This window comes from Kiritimatiellia bacterium (genome assembly GCA_018001225.1).
In the GTDB taxonomy this organism is placed as follows: domain Bacteria; phylum Verrucomicrobiota; class Kiritimatiellia; order CAIQIC01; family JAGNIJ01; genus JAGNIJ01.
The window spans coordinates 46509-62397 of sequence record JAGNIJ010000026.1 but is presented as its reverse complement, the minus strand read 5'-3'; the positions used below and the strand labels follow the sequence as shown (position 1 = coordinate 62397).

The following is a 15889-nucleotide window of genomic DNA, read 5'->3' as shown; positions in this document are numbered from 1 at the left end:
ATCGCGGGCGGGACCAACCTGACGTTCACCGGGACGGGATCGGTCGCGATCGTGGCCTCGCAGGCGGGGAATACGAACTGGAACCCGGCGCCGGAGGTCACCAACACCTTCAACGTGGCGAAGGCCGCGCAGGCGGCCCTCGGGTTCGCGCCGGAGAGCCCGCAGACCTACAACACGACCAACACGCTTTCCGCCACCGGGGGCTCGGGCACGGGCGCGGTGAGCTACGCGGTGCAGTCCGGCCCCGGCGAGATCGTGGGCGGCAACGGGCTGAAGATGCTGGCGGGCACGGGCGCGGTGACGGTGGTGGCGACGAAGGCGGCGGACGATCTCTACCTCGGCGCCGCCGCGACGGGCCAGGTTGCCGCGGCGAAGGCGGGGCAGGCGATCACCTTCCCGGCGATCGGGGACAAGATCGCGACCAACACCGTGGGCCTGGCGGCCACGGCCTCCTCCGGATTGGGTGTGAGCTTCGCCGTGGGGAGCGGCCCGGCCTCGATCGCGGGCGGTACGAACCTGACGTTCACCGGGTCCGGCGCCGTCAGCATCGTCGCTTCCCAGGCCGGGAATGCCCACTGGAACCCCGCGCCGAATGTTACGAATACCTTGAACGTAATCAAGGCGCCGCAGACGATCACGTTCCCGGCGATCTCGGCTAAAATCACGACCAATACCGTGGGCCTGGCGGCCACGGCGTCGTCCGGGCTCGGCGTGAGTTTCAGCGTCTTGAGCGGGGCCGCGTCCATCAGCGGGGGGACCAATCTTTCTTTCACGGGCACGGGCGTGGTCAAGATCGTCGCCTCGCAGGCGGGCAACGCGATCTACAGCGCCGCGCCGAACAAGACCAATTCGTTCAACGTGGCGAAGGCCACGCAGGCCCCGCTGTGGTTCTCGCCCGTGAGCCCGCAGACCTACGATACGACCGTGTTCCTCTCCGCCTCGGGCGGCTCCGGCACGGGGGCGATCAGCTACGCGGTGGCCTCCGGGCCGGGCGAGGTCGCGGACGGTAACGGCTTGAAGATGCTCGCGGGCACGGGGACGGTGGTTGTGGTGGCGACGCGGGCAGCGGATGCCCTGTACCTGGCCGCGGCGGCGACGGGAACGGTCGCGGCGGCGAAGGCCGGGCAGACGATCATCTTCCCGGCGATCAGCGACCAGTGGGTTACGAACAAGATGGGCCTGGCGGCGACGGCGTCCAGCGACCGGCCGGTCAGCTTTGTCGTCGGCGGCCCGGCGACCCTCGCCGACGGAACGAACCTGACCCTGACCGGCGCCGGCACGGTGACGATCGTCGCTTCGCAGGCCGGGGACGCCAACTGGAACGCGGCGGCCAGCGTGACGAACGCGTTCCGGAGCCTGACGGCCGGGGTGGACGACATCGCGGCGGCCCAGTTGCCGGACGGCATGGGCCGGGTGCGCATCGACTACACGCTGCGGATCTACCCGACGTCCGGCGTCGCCGACGTCGCGATGGCCTATTCGACCAACGCGGGGTGGTCCTGGACGGCCCTGGGCGCGGGCGCCGTGACGGGCGACTGCGGCGCCGCGATCGGGCCGGGTGCGCGCTGGGCGATCTGGGACGCCCCGCAGCAACTGTCCTCCAACACGCTCGGCAACAACCACGCCGTGCGCATCACCGCGACGGCCGGCGGGGAAACGGCGACCAATTACTCCGACCTGTTCCTGGTGGACCTGAAGGACCTGAACGGCGGGCTGCGCGTGTACGGCATCGTGAAGGATTCCCATGGCGCGTTGTTGAGCGGCGCCACCGTGGCCCTCGCGGGAACGACCGGGGTCACGGTGAACGGCGCTTATTCCCTGCCCAACGTGGCGATTATCCGGGGCAACACCCTCGCTGCCGGCAAGTTCGGGTACGTGAGCCACGCCCAATCGCTTTCGGTCCCGGTGGGCTGCGTCGAGATCGCGGCGCGGGATATCCGCCTGGGATCCAACCTGGTGACGTCCCTCGATCCCTCCCTGCAGGGGCTTTTCCTGTACCTGCCGGGATATGACGTAATGAATTGCGAGTACAAAGCCACGGTGAACTGGCAGGGTCTCACGCCGTCGTCCGTCAGTTTCAACGCCAACGGCACGATGGTGACGACCATCACGACGCACGCCGTCGGACCCGACGGCACGGCGGAGTACACCTGCACAATGAACATGGGCAGCGACAACTTCCGTCCGAGCCTGATCCCGCTGGCCAACAGCGTCGGGGTGCGGGCTGCCGCGCTGGACGGCGGCACGACGGTGACGCACGATTTTGGCCGGTCCGTGACGATCATCCCGTTGCATCCTTGCTTCAAATGGGTGTTCGACAACCTGTCTCTCCTGTGGCCGGATGTATCCCCGCCCCAGGGCCTTGGCGGAATGATCCTGCTTGAAAATATTCTGATTCCACCCGCCAGCAAGGCCATCAAGGTGTCGCTCCCCATTCCCAAGCCGATCGGGCCGCTGGGCATCTCTCTCGGGGCCTCGCTGCGCATCGGGTACGACGTGGCCAGCGGCGCCTACGAGATCGGCCTTGGCGCCGGGGCCTCCAAGGATCGCGGGGACGCGGGAACCCGGACCCTGGCGACGTTCCAGAATCCTCTGTTCGCCAATGCGATCCGCAATCCGCTGTCCAAGGTCAACCTGCAGGGAACCCAGCCCGGCACCTCGGAGCTGATCATCGGCAACAACAAGATCGACATCTTCATCCAGGCGGTGGCCATGGGGTTCGCCTCGCCGGCGCGGGGACTGACGTTGGACGCCGTGGCGGCCAAGATGGGCCTGGATGCGAGGCTGCTGCTCTGCTACGTGACGCTGGGCGGCGTGGTCCCGGCCCAGGCCGGCAACGTCCTCGGGAGCGGCATCACGGCTCTGGCCGTGGGCATCTACGCCACGCTGGGGATCAACGTCAACGTGGTCTTCGACGTGACGCCGGAGTTCAGATTCAAGACGGCCAACGGGACCCTGAAGGTGGGCCTGCAGGCGGCTTACGAGCCGTCGTTCTTCAATGAGCAATTGCGGCTGCGGATTTACCTGGGCGGCGAAGTGTCCGCCGGGGTGCAGTATCCGCCGCTGAACTGGTATAACTGCGCGGTCCGCGCGTACGCGGGCGGCGAGATCAAGATCGGCTGGTTCTTCTGGCTCCCCGTCGGGCCCATCACGCTCTGGGAATATCCCGCCCCCGGCCCAAGCAAGCTGTCACGCCTGAAGATGACGGACATCGGGCCGCCGCGCGTGATGACCCGGGATTACCTGGCGCGGGGCGGCGAGGTCTTCGTGGCCTCGGACGAAGCCATCCGGAAACGCAGCGGCCTGAAACGCGGGGAGCCGACCCCGCTGGATGATTTCCGGGCGATGGGCCAGGCCCCGGTCCAGGGGTCGGTCATGGCCAGGAAGGGAGCGAAACCCTCCCGGTTGGCTAAAGCGCAGGCCAGCCTGGAAATCATCGAGAACAGCTTCCCCGATTCGACCCCGGCCCTGGCCGGCATCTCGTCCAACCTGATGCTGCTCTACGTGGCCGACAACGAGACCACCAACGACCTGCAGTACACCGACATCCGCTGGTCGCGGTACGACGGGTGGAACTGGAGCGCGCCCACCTCGATGGCGACGGACACGCGCGCCGAGTTCAGCCCGCAGGTCGTGTTCGACGGGAACGGCGACGCCCTGGCCCTGTGGGAGCGGGTCGGCGATCCCGATTTCACGAACGCCGACCCCACCGCGCTGGCGGCGGAGATGGAGATCGCGTGGTCAAAGTGGGATCACGCGACCGGGCTGTGGGCGGATCCCATGACCCTGACCACGAACACCTGGCTGGACCACGTCCCGCTGCTCGCGGGCCCGCTGCAGGACGGCGACCTGCTGGCGACCTGGGCGGTGAACCCGTCGAACTACCTGGTCGGCGTGGAGACGAGCTGGACGCAGAGCGACACGATCGTGTGGTCGCGCTGGAGCGCCGCCGGCCAGGAATGGAGTTCGCCCGAGGTGCTCGTGAGCAACCTGGACCGCGCCAATTCGATGAGCCTTTCCGCGGGGAGCAACCGGGCCGTCTTCGCCTGGTCGGCCGACGCCGACGGCGACCTCCTGGACGAGACCGACCAGGAGATCTTGGTCCTGGTCTGGACCAACGGGACATGGTCCGACCCGTTGCGCTGCACTAGCAACGGCCTGGCGGACAAGAACGTCCGCGTCGCCGTGTCGCCGGCCGGCGACGTGCACATGGTCTGGCAGCAGGAATCCAACCTCGTGTCCTCGCTGAACTTCGCGACGGACACCAAGCTCGTCCGGCCAGATTCCGCGGGCCTGGGCTTCGGCGATTTCGCCATGACCTACGGGCCGCAGGGCAACCTGGTCCTTCTGTGGCAGGAGATGACGACCAACGGGTCGGATGCCCACGTGACCGTCTATGACCCCGCGTCCGACACCTGGAGCAAGGACATCACCCTGTTCAACAACGCGGCGCTCGAGCGGTCGTTCGCCCCGGTCTGGGACAACGTCGGCAACCTGACCGTCGCGTACAACGTGGTGGACATCTACACGACCAACGTCGAGGTGCAGTCGGAGGGCGGCGACTGGGTCACCGTCTCCAACGTGCCGCAGCCGGGCGCCGTGAGCGTGTCGGTGACGAAGCGCGCGCTGATCACCGACGTGGCGATCCAGTCCAACGAATTCACCGTGGCCGGGGCCAACTTCCTGCCCGGCGACGTGCTCACCCTCTCGGCGATCCTGCGCAACGTCGGCGACATCGCCGTAACCAACGCGGAGGTCGCGTTCTACAACGGCGACCCGGCGGCGGGCGGCGTGCGGATCGCCACCGTGGGCCACGAGGGCTGGCTGGAGGGGGCGGCGACCACCTCCGTGCTGTCCGCCGACTGGGTGGTCCCGGAGCCCGGCACGAACCTCGTCTTCACCGCGGTGGCCAACCCGGATCGGCTGTTCACGGAGTTCTCGGAGAACAACAACACCCAGGTCGTCGCCGCCGGCGGCTCGGACCTGTCCGTCACGCTGCGGCAGGCCGACGCCGAGACGAACGGCGCCCTGCGCGTGTTCGCCGCGGTGCAGAATCTCGGCGACCCGGTCCCGACCCACACGGTGCTGGCGATCCGGCGGGAGGGGAACACCAACGAACCCCTGGCCACGGTCGAGGTGTTGCCCCTGGATCCCGGCCAGAGCGTCGAGGTGGTGTTCGACCTGCCGGCCGGCACGCAGCCGGAGGGCGAGTCGGCCTACACGATGAACACGGACGAGACGCAGCTGGTGCTGGACTTCGAGACGAACAACAACTTCGCGAGCTTCTCCGTCAACCTGTGGCTGGACGGCGATGAGGACGGCATGCCGAACGGGTGGGAAGACGACCACGGGCTGGATCCCGACGACCCGGACGACGCCGGGGGCGACGAGGACGGGGACGGGATCCCCAACTACGACGAGTGGCGTTCGGGCACCGATCCCAACGACGACACCTCCTACCTGTCGGCGACCGCGTTGATCCCGCCGGGCGGCGAGGCTTCGGGCGCGGGATTCCTCCTGACCTGGGGCTCGGAATCCAACCGGCTCTACACGATCCGGCGGGCGGCCAGCTTGGTTCGCGGCGCAGGGTTCGCTCCCATCAGCGAGCACATCGAGGCGACCCCGCCGGAGAACACCTACCTGGATTCCATGGTGGGGACCAACGGCCAGGTGTTCTTCTACCGGATTGACGTGGAATAATCCGGTTGCACGCGGACCCCAAGAGAGGCCCCGAGGGGCCTCTCTTCTTTCCACTGCGCGGTCGAAACGCGGGTTACTCGACGATTTCGCCGGCACGAACGGTGTAGCACTGCCCGAAGTTGTCGTCCCAATACTCCTCGCCGGTGTCCTGATCCATGTAGCGGACCTTCAACGTGACCGGGAGCGTCGGCTTGGCGACGCGGCTCTGGACGCGATGTTCAAACAGGTAGAGCCGCGCCAGTTCGCTCCCGCAGCCACCGCTGATGTCCAGGTTGCCGTAGACCAGGTCGGCGTCAGTGGACGTCCGCCAGTCATTCGTCGTCAGGCGGACCCCGGTGACGTGCCGGCGCGAGGTCGCCTGCACCACGAAAGCCCCGCAGACATACTGATCAAAAAGGGCCAGGCGCGACGGGACCCGGGCGCGCTCCACGAGGACCGCTTCACTGCGGGCGTTGATGAACCCTACATAGCCGCCCACGGCGCCGGCCGTCCCGTCCCCGTGCGGCTCCACGTAGTAGTGCGCGCCGTCATTGTTGTCCTGGTACACCCGGGTCACGAGCAGACCGTTGATCTTGCCGGTCCACGTCGCCCGGATGAAGAAACGCAAGGGGGCGCGCGGAATGCGGACGTCGTACATGGAATGTGTGCCGTGATGGCCCCACCGCGACATGGTCGCCGTGGCCCAGGGCAGGGAGGGGCTGGTCTCGTAGTGTACGGCCACTTTCCACGTCCCCCCGGCATGGCGGGAGGTTTTCACATGCGCGCGGAGGTGCGTGTACAGGGGGTCCCCCACGGCGCCCTCCAGGCTGCTGACGTCATAGGGTGTCGCGTAAACCAGCCGGACGGTGGACGCTGCCGACGCCGATGTCGCACCGGCGACCATCACGGCTAGAATTAGTGTTTTCAGCAACCGGTTCATCGTGTTCTCCTGTTTACTAGTTCCCTGTCCCGCGGTGTGGTCGTGGCATGCCGCCGGCTTGTCTCGTGGAATCGAAAAATAGCAGGATGAGATAAAGCATGCGGAAAGGCCGACGCTTACCGTGAAAGCGCGTGGGACGGCATGTAATATGCTGTGGAAAGGCATGCCTATGCGAATCAAGCGTTGCACATTCTGGATGGCGGCCGCCGCCACGCTCTTTCGGGCGCTGGCGGTCTGGGGGCAGGCTGACCTGGAGATCACCAACTTCGGGGTCGTGAGTTCAGGACTGGTCCGGCTAGACGGCCGGGCGCCGGTCGGCGAACGGTGCATCGTCCAGTACACCGCGGACCCGCGCCAGCCGTTCGCGGACATCGCCGACAGCACCCGGACGGCCCGCGTGGATGGCGCCGTCGGCTGGACCGTGGACGCGGGCGCGATGCCGCGCGCGTTCTTCCGGATGAGGCGATCGAGGAGCCTGCTCACCTGGGCGGACCTGGAGGCCGGGTTCGCCGGAACTTTCGGCGTTCCCCTGGCGGAATCGGGCGACTACCGGTTCAGTTATTCCTCCGGCGTGCATGCCCAGTTGACCAACGGCAACCTGCTGGTCGTCGGCCACCCGTACTATGACCGTCAGGCCCAGGTGCAACTGCCGGCCATTCTCGACGGGCGCGAGGGGACGCTCGTCGGCGGATGGACCGACATCACGGGCGGACTGGTGCCCGACGGTTGGGGGGGCGGCGAATTGGGCGATCTTCAGGTGGGGGGGCTGCTGCCGCTCGAAGGGCGGATTCGCTTCACCAAGTACCAGTGGTACAACGCCGCGTCCGTGGACTGGCAGACGCAGGGCTATTACGAGGGCGTGGTGGGCGGGAGCGGGACGGCTTCCGGCCTGTGGAGCGTCAGCAACGAGTACGCGCATCATTCCTGCGTGGGAGGCTACTTGAGCGAGGCGCCGCAGGCCCTGCGGGATGCGGGCTATGCCTACCTTTCCGGCCTGGAGGGCATCTCGTCGGGCGGCGCGCTGGGCCGCTGGGGCCCGAACCTGTTCGCGATCAATTCCGCGGTCACGAACGGACGGGTTCGGGCCGCGACGCTGATCTACCATCCGGACGAGGCGCGCCAGGGGCCGACCGTGCGCTGCTCGAACGCGACGAGCGCCTGGTGGGTGGCCAACCGCCCGGCCAACGAGACCTGGTGGGTCGGGAACAAGGCCACCGACATGAAGTGGATCGAGACGGAAACCCGCCATGGCGTGCTCTGTTTCGTGTACCGGGGGCTCGGCCAGACCTGGTACGGCCTGGGCAACGCCGGGCCGGGCTATCCCGATCCGTACTGGCAAGGAAACTCCTACCACGCCGAGGGCTACGCGCTGCAGGCATTTATCTATGACCCGGACGAGGTGATGGAGGTCTACCGCGGCGAGCGCGACCCCTGGAACCTGGTCCCCGCCGAAGCCGTGCTGCTGACCGAGCGCCTGCCGGGTTCGGCAACGGAAACGCACTATAGCTTTTTCACCGGCCTGCCGATTGCCGAGGTCAAGGCCAGCGTGCGAGGGAACCGGCTCGTCCTTTTGCAGGCGGACACCCATTACATCAACGAGTGGGAAAGCACGCCCAAGGGGTACGTGCTTTCTCTGCCGTGAAGACGGCGGGCGCCGGCGAGCGGCGCCCCTACGAGAAGTTTCCAATCATTGGAAAAAACGGCGCGAATTTTTCCAAACATCGGAAAACCATGCTACTCTGTGCGTCGTGCATGCCGAGGGATCATTCCATGCCTCGCGCTATTCGCGGGGCCACGAGCTGGCGAACAGCCTGACGCACGGGATCAGCGCGGCGCTGGCCGTGGCGGGGCTGGCGGTGCTGGTGTCGTTCGCGGCGCTCCGGGGCAACGCGTGGCACGTGACGAGCTGCAGCGTCTACGGGGCGACGCTGATCCTTCTTTTCCTGGCCTCGACGCTCTACCACAGCTTCTCGAATCCCCGGGTGAAGCGCGTCTTCCGGGTGCTGGACCACGCCTCGATCTACCTGCTGATCGCGGGCTCGTACACGCCGTTCATGCTGGTCAACCTGCGCGGACCGTGGGGCTGGAGCCTGTTCGGCGTGGTCTGGGGCCTGGCGCTGGTTGGCATCATCCTGAAGCTCTTTTTCACCGGCCGGTTCCACTACGCCTCCACGGCGATTTACGTGGCGATGGGGTGGATGATCGTGATCGCCATCCGCCCGCTGGCCCGCGCTTTGCCGTCCGGCGGCATGATCCTGCTGGCTTCCGGCGGGCTGCTCTATACCGGCGGGGCGGTGCTGTACCTGTTCAAGCGCATCCCGTACCACCACGCCATCTGGCACTTGTTCGTGCTCGCCGCCTCGATGGCGCAGTACTTCGCTGTGATGTTTTACGTTGTGCCCCGGTAGCCAGCCCTCTATCCTGTGGGCCGTAGCGCGTAGGGGAACCCGTGAAGACCCGGAAGTTCAACGACGAGGTGCTGTACCCGGCCGAGCGGCCGGTGGTGCTGGACCGCGCCTTCGTGGAGGATCTCAAGCGGCAGGCGGACCTCAACCCGCGCCGCCGGATCCGGATCTGCGCGCACGAGGATCCCGGCGAGCCGATCCACGAGATGCTTATTGTGCACGCGCACATGACCTACGTGCGGCCGCACAAGCACCTGACGCGGATCGAATCGTTCCACGTCATCGAGGGCGAGGCGGACATGGTGATGTTCGACGAGCGGGGCGGGACCGCGCGGGTGATCCGGATGGGGCCGTATGGGTCGGGCCTGCCGTTTTACTATCGCCTGGCGGAGCCGGTCTATCACACCCTGTTGATCTACACGCCGCACCTGGTTTTCAAGGAAGTCACCAACGGCCCGTTCAACCGGTGCGACACGGCGTTTCCGGCCTGGGCGCCGGAGGATGGGCAGGGGGCTGCGGTCGAGGACTACCTGAAGGATCTGCAGGAGCGCGTGCGCCGGGAGACGAGGTAACCCATGGAAACAACGGAGAAGAAGGACAAGATCGACGTCACGGTCATGGTGACCTGTTTCAACGAGCGGGACCTCGTGACCCAGGCCCTGGACACGATCCGCACGACCATGGCGCTGTTCCCGCACACGTACGAGGTGCTGATCTACGACGACGCCTCGAAGGATGACTCCGTCCAGGTCATCCGCGACTACATCGAGAAGAACGGGCTTCAGGGCCAGTTCGAGCTGGTGGCCAACGAGAAGAACCAGGGCATCGGGGTGAACTACTTCCGCGGCGCGGAGAAGGGGCGGGGCGACTACTACCTGATCGTCCACGGCGACAACGCCGTGCCGAAGGACCAGATCAAGCACGTCATGAAGCTGCTGGGCCTGGCGGACATCATCGTGCCGTACTACGGGACGCGGCTGTTCAGCCGGAAATTCAACTGCGACCACCGGAACTTCGCGCGGCGGTTTCTCTCCGTCTGCTTCGCGAAGCTCGTCCGGCTGTTGAGCGGGCACGAACTGCGCTACTTTAACGGGCTGGTCCTGCACCGCACGGCCAACGTGGTGAAGTATCGCGTGCCGACCTACGGCCTGGGGTACCAGGCGGAACTGCTCTGCCGCGTGCTGAACAACCCCGAGGTGACGTACCTGGAAGTCAAGATTCACAACTTCGACCGCGCCTCGGGCCCGACGTCCGCGTTCAAGCCCAAGAACATCGCCTCGGTACTGGGCTCGCTGCTCCGGATTTTCAAGGGGCGGTTCGTGTAATCGCGCCGGGTCATGAAAGAGAGCGAATCCCCGTTCTGGCGCCGCGAGGAGGTTTTCGCCCTGCTGCTGACGGTGCTGTACGCCTGGCTGGTGCTGGGGACGATCCGGGTCCACGAGCCGTGGCGCGACGAGGCACAGACGTGGCTGATCAACCGGGACGCCTCATTGGTCGAGATGGGGTCCCAGTTGAATTACCAGGGACACCCCGGCTTGTGGTACCTGATGATCCGGCCGCTGGCACGGCTGGGATTGCCGTATTCCACCATGGGGCTTCTGCACGGCGTGATCGCCATCGCCAGCGCGTTCCTGGTCCTGCGCTTCGCGCCGTTCCCCCGGCTCACGCGCGGCCTTCTGGTCTTTTCCTTCTGGATGGTCTGGATGTACGCGATCGAAAGCCGTATCTATGCCGCGGGCCTTCTCCTGCTGTTCCTGATTGCGTGGCGGTATCCCGAACGGCATGCCCGGCCCTGGCTGCACGGCGCGCTGATCGCCCTGATGTTCAGCAGCAATCTTTTCATGGTGCCCCTGGCGGGGGCGCTGTCCGCGGCCTTCGCCTGGGAAACATGGCGCGGGCGCCGGGGGGACGCCGGGCACGTGCTGGCGCTGGCGCTCATGGCCGCGGGCGCACTGGCGCTGGCGTGGCAGTTCGACTGGTTCCGCGCGCCGGCGGACAACCTGCATGCCGGTTCGCTGGCGTGGGCCAGCCAACCGGCCGAGATCCTGACGGGCATCCTGACCGCGTTTTTCCCTGGAGGGCAGGCTTTCCGAGCCATACTGACCCCGGTTGCCCTGGCGATTGTGCTGCTGCTTTTCTTTGCGCTGTTGACCCGGCCGATGGGCTTGTGGCTGGCGGCCGTACACCTGGTCGGGATGTGCCTCCTGATCTGGCGGACCACCGCGGCTTCGCGGCATGCCGGCCTGTTTATCCTGGGATGGGTGTTTGTCCTGTGGGTGGCGGAATCGTACGAGGAGGCCAGGCGCTGGCGCATTCCGCGCCTGCCGGATTTCAAGCGCCGTTCGAAACTTTTTCTTTGGGCCCTGAATGCGGGCCTGGCGTTCTCCCTGTGGCAGGCGTGGAAGATGCACGCCATGGACCGGACGTATGACTTTTCCGGGACGCGGCGCATGGCGGAATACATCATCCGGGAGGGCCTGGCCGGGTATCCGATCGCGGTCCATCGTTACGGGAACTTGAGTTCCATCGCGCCCTACTTCCCGGGAAAGAAATTCTGGTACATCGGGATCGGCGAGTGGGCGACCTACGTGCGGCAGGACACCCGGCATGTCAAGGCCCACGCCATGACCCATGAGGAGGCCCTGCAAATGCTGTCGCGGCAGGACATCGCGCAAACCCCGCTGTTGTTGCTGACCGATCTCCCTTTCCGATTTCCCCCGCCCAATATCCGGCCGGTCTTCCGGGTGTACGAAACGGTCCGGGGGTCGGATGAGATTTGCTTTCTTTATTTGTGGGAACCCGAATCCCGATGAGTCGCGACGCACTTCACCGGTCATGGCGGAGCGAAAAGCTCTTCGCCCTTCTTTTGACGGGGCTATTTGCCGTGCTGTTGTTCGGCACCCTGCGCCAGCACGAGCCGTGGCGGGACGAGGCGCAGACGTGGCTGATCGGGCGGGACGCGTCGCTGCGCGAGACGTTTGAGCTGCTGCGGTACCAGGCCCACCCGGCGCTGTGGTACCTGATGGTCCGGCCGCTGGTCCGGCTGGACCTGCCGTATTCGAGCATGGGCCTGCTGCACGGCCTGATCGCCGTCGCCAACGCGTTCCTTGTGCTCCGCTTCGCGCCGCTGCCGCGGCTGACGCGGGCGCTGCTGGTGTTTTCGTTCTGGATGTTCTGGATGTACGCGGTCGAGAGCCGGGTCTACGCGATCGGGATCCTGCTGCTGTTCCTGATCGCGTGGCGCTATCCCGAGCGGCACGCCCGGCCGTGGTTGCACGGCGCGCTGGTCGCGCTGCTGTTCAACAGCAACCTGCACATGTTCTTCCTCGCCGCCGCGCTGGCCGCGGCGTTCGCCTGGGAAACCCTGCGCGGGCGGAGATGGGACCGGGGCCACGTTCTCTCCCTGGGGCTGATGGCGGCAGGCGCGCTGGCCCTGGCGTGGCAGTTCGATTGGTTCCGCCCGCCGGCGGACAACATGCACGGGGGGGCCTACGCATGGAACAGTAATTCGGCGGTGATCCTGCGGGGAATCGCCACGGCTATTTTCCCAGGCGCGGGAGACACCTACGCGTATTGGATCCCGCCGGCGCTGGCCCTGCTGTTGCTTTGCTTCTATGCCCTGCTGACCCGGCCGGCGCCTTTGGGGATCCTGCTCGTTCACGTGACGGGCATGAGCCTGCTCCTGTGGTGGACCACCGCGCAGTTGCGGCATAGCGGCTTATTCCTGCTGGGGGCCGTCTTCGCCATGTGGATCTCGCGGGACCACGGGGATTCATTCGTCCCGCGTTTTCTGCCCGAATTCGGACGCCGGTGGACGTGGGCTGTCGTGGCGCTGAATGTAGGCCTTATTCTTTCGCTGCATGAAGGATGGAAAATGCACGTCATGGACCGGAGTATGGAGTATTCCGGGACGCGGCGGATGGCCGAGTACATCCGGCTCGAGGGCCTGGCCGCCCATCCGGTGGCCGCGCATCGCTATGCCCACTTGAGCGCCATCGCCGCGTATTTCCCCGGAAAGAAGTTCTGGTACATTGGGATCGGCGAGTGGGCGACGTACGTGCGCCAGGATCGCCGCCATCAGCGCGCCCATGCCCTGTCCCATGACGAAGCCCTCCGGATACTGGCGGAGCAGGATCTTGCACGAGAGCCGCTGTTGCTGCTGACGGATGTCCCTTTTGCGGTCCTTCCTCCCGGGTTTCGCGCACTCCATAAAGTGGACGACCGGGTATGGCGCGCGGATGAAGTTTGCTACCTGTATTTCCGGGAGCCGACGCCGCGCGGGGAGGGGCCGTGAGAGGGTGGGGATCGCTCTCCCGCCTTTGGGGAAAGGAGACCGTCTTTGCGCTGGCCCTGACGGCGCTGTTTGCCTGGCTGGTGCTGGGGACGATCCGCGCCCACGAGCCATGGCGGGACGAGGCGCAGACGTGGCTGATCGGGCGGGACGCGTCGCTGCGCGAGACGTTTGAGCTGCTGCGGTACCAGGCCCACCCGGCGCTGTGGTACCTGATGGTCCGGCCGCTGGTCCGGCTGGACCTGCCGTATTCGAGCATGGGCCTGCTGCACGGCCTGATCGCCGTCGCCAACGCGTTCCTTGTGCTCCGCTTCGCGCCGCTGCCGCGGCTGACGCGGGCGCTGCTGGTGTTTTCGTTCTGGATGTTCTGGATGTACGCGGTCGAGAGCCGGGTCTACGCGATCGGGATCCTGCTGCTGTTCCTGATCGCGTGGCGCTATCCCGAGCGGCACGCCCGGCCGTGGTTGCACGGCGCGCTGGTCGCGCTGCTGTTCAACAGCAACCTGCACATGTTCTTCCTCGCCGCCGCGCTGGCCGCGGCGTTCGCCTGGGAAACCCTGCGCGGGCGGAGATGGGACCGGGGCCACGTTCTCTCCCTGGGGCTGATGGCGGCAGGCGCGCTGGCCCTGGCGTGGCAGTTCGATTGGTTCCGCCCGCCGGCGGACAACATGCACGGGGGGGCCTTCATGTGGAGCAACCCGCCGACCGTGATGCTGCGGGGGCTGACCTCGGCGCTGTTGCCGGGCGTGCAGAACGTCTACGAATATTTCCTGCCGCCCGCGCTGGCGGTATGGCTGTTCCTTTTCTGGACGTTGTCGACCCGGCCCCGGTCCCTGTTTTACTTCACCGCGCACGCCGTCGGGATGTGCCTTCTGCTCTGGCTTACCAGCGCGCTCTCGCGCCACTACGGGTTGTTTCTCCTGGGCGGGGTCTTCGCTCTCTGGACCGCGCAGGAGGAGGCCGAGTGGGCCCGGTTCCCGTGCCGCACGGATTTCGGACGACGCCGGCATATCCTGCTGTGGTCGCTGAACCTGTGCCTGGTCTTTTCGCTCCACAGCAGTTGGAAGCTGCACGTCATGGATCGCGCGAACGATTTTTCCGGGACCCGGCGCATGGCGGATATGATCAGTCAGGAGGGGCTGGCGGGCTACCCGGTGGCGGCGCATCGGTATGCCCACGTGAGTTCCATCGCGCCCTATTTCCCGGGCAAGAAATTCTGGTACATCGGGATCGGCGAGTGGGTGACCTACGTGCGGCAGGACGCCCTGCATCGGCGCGCGAACGATTTGTCCCACGAGGAAGCGGTCGGCCTGCTGGAGCAGCAAGTCCCCGCCGGCCACCCCCTGCTGTTGCTGACCGACAAGCCGCTGAAAAACGTCCCCCCCGGATACCGGCCCGTCTTCAAGGTGGACGACACGGTCCGCGGGACGGACGAGCTGTGCTATTTGTACTTTCGGGATCGGGAACCCTGAACCCGGCCCCGCGGCCCGGCGGATTCATAGGCGCTCGCTCTGGGTCTTGGATCGGAACAGCCACGAGGAGGCTCCCATGATGACCGCGATGATCGCGCCCCGCGCCCGGTCGTGCCAGCGGCCCTCGCGCTTCTCGATGAACCGGTTCTGTTCGAGATCCGCGAGGCGGCGGGTGATCATGTCGTCCAGCGAGTAATCCTGCTGCACGTCGGCGGGATGCGCGGTGTGCCGGGGCGCCTTCAGCATCATCACGAGAAACCGCAGCGTCACCGAGCGCTCCACGTGGTAGAAGAACTCGACGAACAGGAAGAACAGGAGCAGGTGGAGCAGGTAGGCGTGAAACAAACCGAGGCCGAACCAGCCGTCGCCGACGGACAGCGCGTCCGCGGGCAAGGGGAGCCAGCGGTAGACGGCGAACACGAAGGGGAGGCTCGCGAGCCAGGCGGCCAGCATCGCGTAGAACCGGTTGCGCGCCGGGCGTACGTGCATGGCCGCCAGGTGGAGGACCATCCAGGCCAGCGAAACCACGATAGCCGTCAGCAGGCCGCGGGTGAACATCAGCCGCCCATCCCGAGGTTGAGGATTTTCTTGCCGACCCACGCGATCCGCGCCGCCCAGACGCCCTTGGGCGTCAGGCGGCAGTCGCCGGAGGCCGGGTCCACGGCGATGTACCCGGTTTCCGCGAGGCGCGGCAGGCGCCAGGCGTAGATCTTGTCCGCCCCGTCGGGCGTTTGGAACTTGGCGATGATCTCTTCCGTGGAAAGCCCCTTTTTCCCGGAGCGGAGGATCTCGAGCAGCAGGCAGGTGGAGAACCCGCCGTTGACCCCGAAGAAGAAGTCCATAACGTTATGCATGTTCAACCCGAACACCACGAACCCGAAGGCCGCGTCCAGCTTCCAGGGGACCCGGCTCCAGGACTCGGGCAGGACCCAGACGTGGTCCGGCGTGGCGAAGTAGGCGAGGAAGTAGAGCGGCGTCCAGGCGGCGAACAGGGAAAAGAAGAGCTTGGAGTAGCGCTCCACGCGGACGAGGTGCGCGGTGATCCATACCGAGACCACGTACCCGGCCAGCACGAACGCTGAAATCAACAATCCTTTCATCC

11 protein-coding genes are annotated in these 15889 nt (G+C 66.4%); 8 read left to right on the top strand and 3 right to left on the bottom strand.

Going from position 1 to position 15889, the window contains the following annotated elements; genetic code table 11:
• The coding region (locus tag KA248_10085; GenBank protein ID MBP7830253.1) for a hypothetical protein at positions 1–5700 on the top strand (5700 nt) is incomplete at its 5' end.
• A gap of 73 nt (positions 5701–5773) precedes the next feature.
• Here KA248_10085 and KA248_10080 read toward each other — a convergent pair.
• On the bottom strand, positions 5774–6619 hold the full coding sequence (locus KA248_10080) for a hypothetical protein (protein MBP7830252.1): 846 nt from the start codon (positions 6617–6619) through the stop codon (positions 5774–5776).
• A gap of 163 nt (positions 6620–6782) precedes the next feature.
• On the opposite strand from KA248_10080, the gene KA248_10075 reads away from it, so the two are divergent.
• From KA248_10075 to KA248_10045, 7 genes are all read left to right on the top strand, one after another.
• Positions 6783–8261, top strand: coding sequence for a hypothetical protein (locus KA248_10075; protein ID MBP7830251.1), 1479 nt, complete (start codon positions 6783–6785; stop codon positions 8259–8261).
• Positions 8262–8367: 106 nt separating this feature from the next.
• A complete protein-coding gene (locus KA248_10070; protein ID MBP7830250.1) occupies positions 8368–9027 on the top strand; it encodes a hemolysin III family protein in 660 nt (219 codons plus the stop codon).
• Positions 9028–9068: 41 nt separating this feature from the next.
• Positions 9069–9596 carry a WbuC family cupin fold metalloprotein gene (locus tag KA248_10065; GenBank protein ID MBP7830249.1) on the top strand — a complete coding sequence of 176 codons (528 nt, stop codon included), beginning with the start codon at positions 9069–9071 and terminating at the stop codon, positions 9594–9596.
• A 3-nt stretch (positions 9597–9599) separates the two neighbouring features.
• Positions 9600–10349, top strand: coding sequence for a glycosyltransferase (locus KA248_10060; GenBank protein ID MBP7830248.1), 750 nt, complete (start codon positions 9600–9602; stop codon positions 10347–10349).
• A gap of 12 nt (positions 10350–10361) precedes the next feature.
• A complete protein-coding gene (locus KA248_10055; protein ID MBP7830247.1) occupies positions 10362–11837 on the top strand; it encodes a hypothetical protein in 1476 nt (491 codons plus the stop codon).
• Positions 11834–13318, top strand: coding sequence for a hypothetical protein (locus KA248_10050; GenBank protein MBP7830246.1), 1485 nt, complete (start codon positions 11834–11836; stop codon positions 13316–13318). Before KA248_10055 ends, KA248_10050 begins: the two co-directional genes overlap by 4 nt.
• The gene (locus KA248_10045) at positions 13315–14787 is read left to right on the top strand and encodes a hypothetical protein (GenBank protein ID MBP7830245.1); all 1473 of its coding nucleotides are present in this window, start codon (positions 13315–13317) and stop codon (positions 14785–14787) included. Before KA248_10050 ends, KA248_10045 begins: the two co-directional genes overlap by 4 nt.
• Positions 14788–14811: 24 nt before the next feature.
• Here KA248_10045 and KA248_10040 read toward each other — a convergent pair whose 3' ends face one another.
• The gene (locus KA248_10040; protein MBP7830244.1) at positions 14812–15345 is read right to left on the bottom strand and encodes a hypothetical protein; all 534 of its coding nucleotides are present in this window, start codon (positions 15343–15345) and stop codon (positions 14812–14814) included.
• On the bottom strand, positions 15345–15887 hold the full coding sequence (locus tag KA248_10035; GenBank protein ID MBP7830243.1) for a hypothetical protein: 543 nt from the start codon (positions 15885–15887) through the stop codon (positions 15345–15347). Before KA248_10035 ends, KA248_10040 begins: the two co-directional genes overlap by 1 nt.
• Positions 15888–15889: the final 2 nt, after the last annotated feature.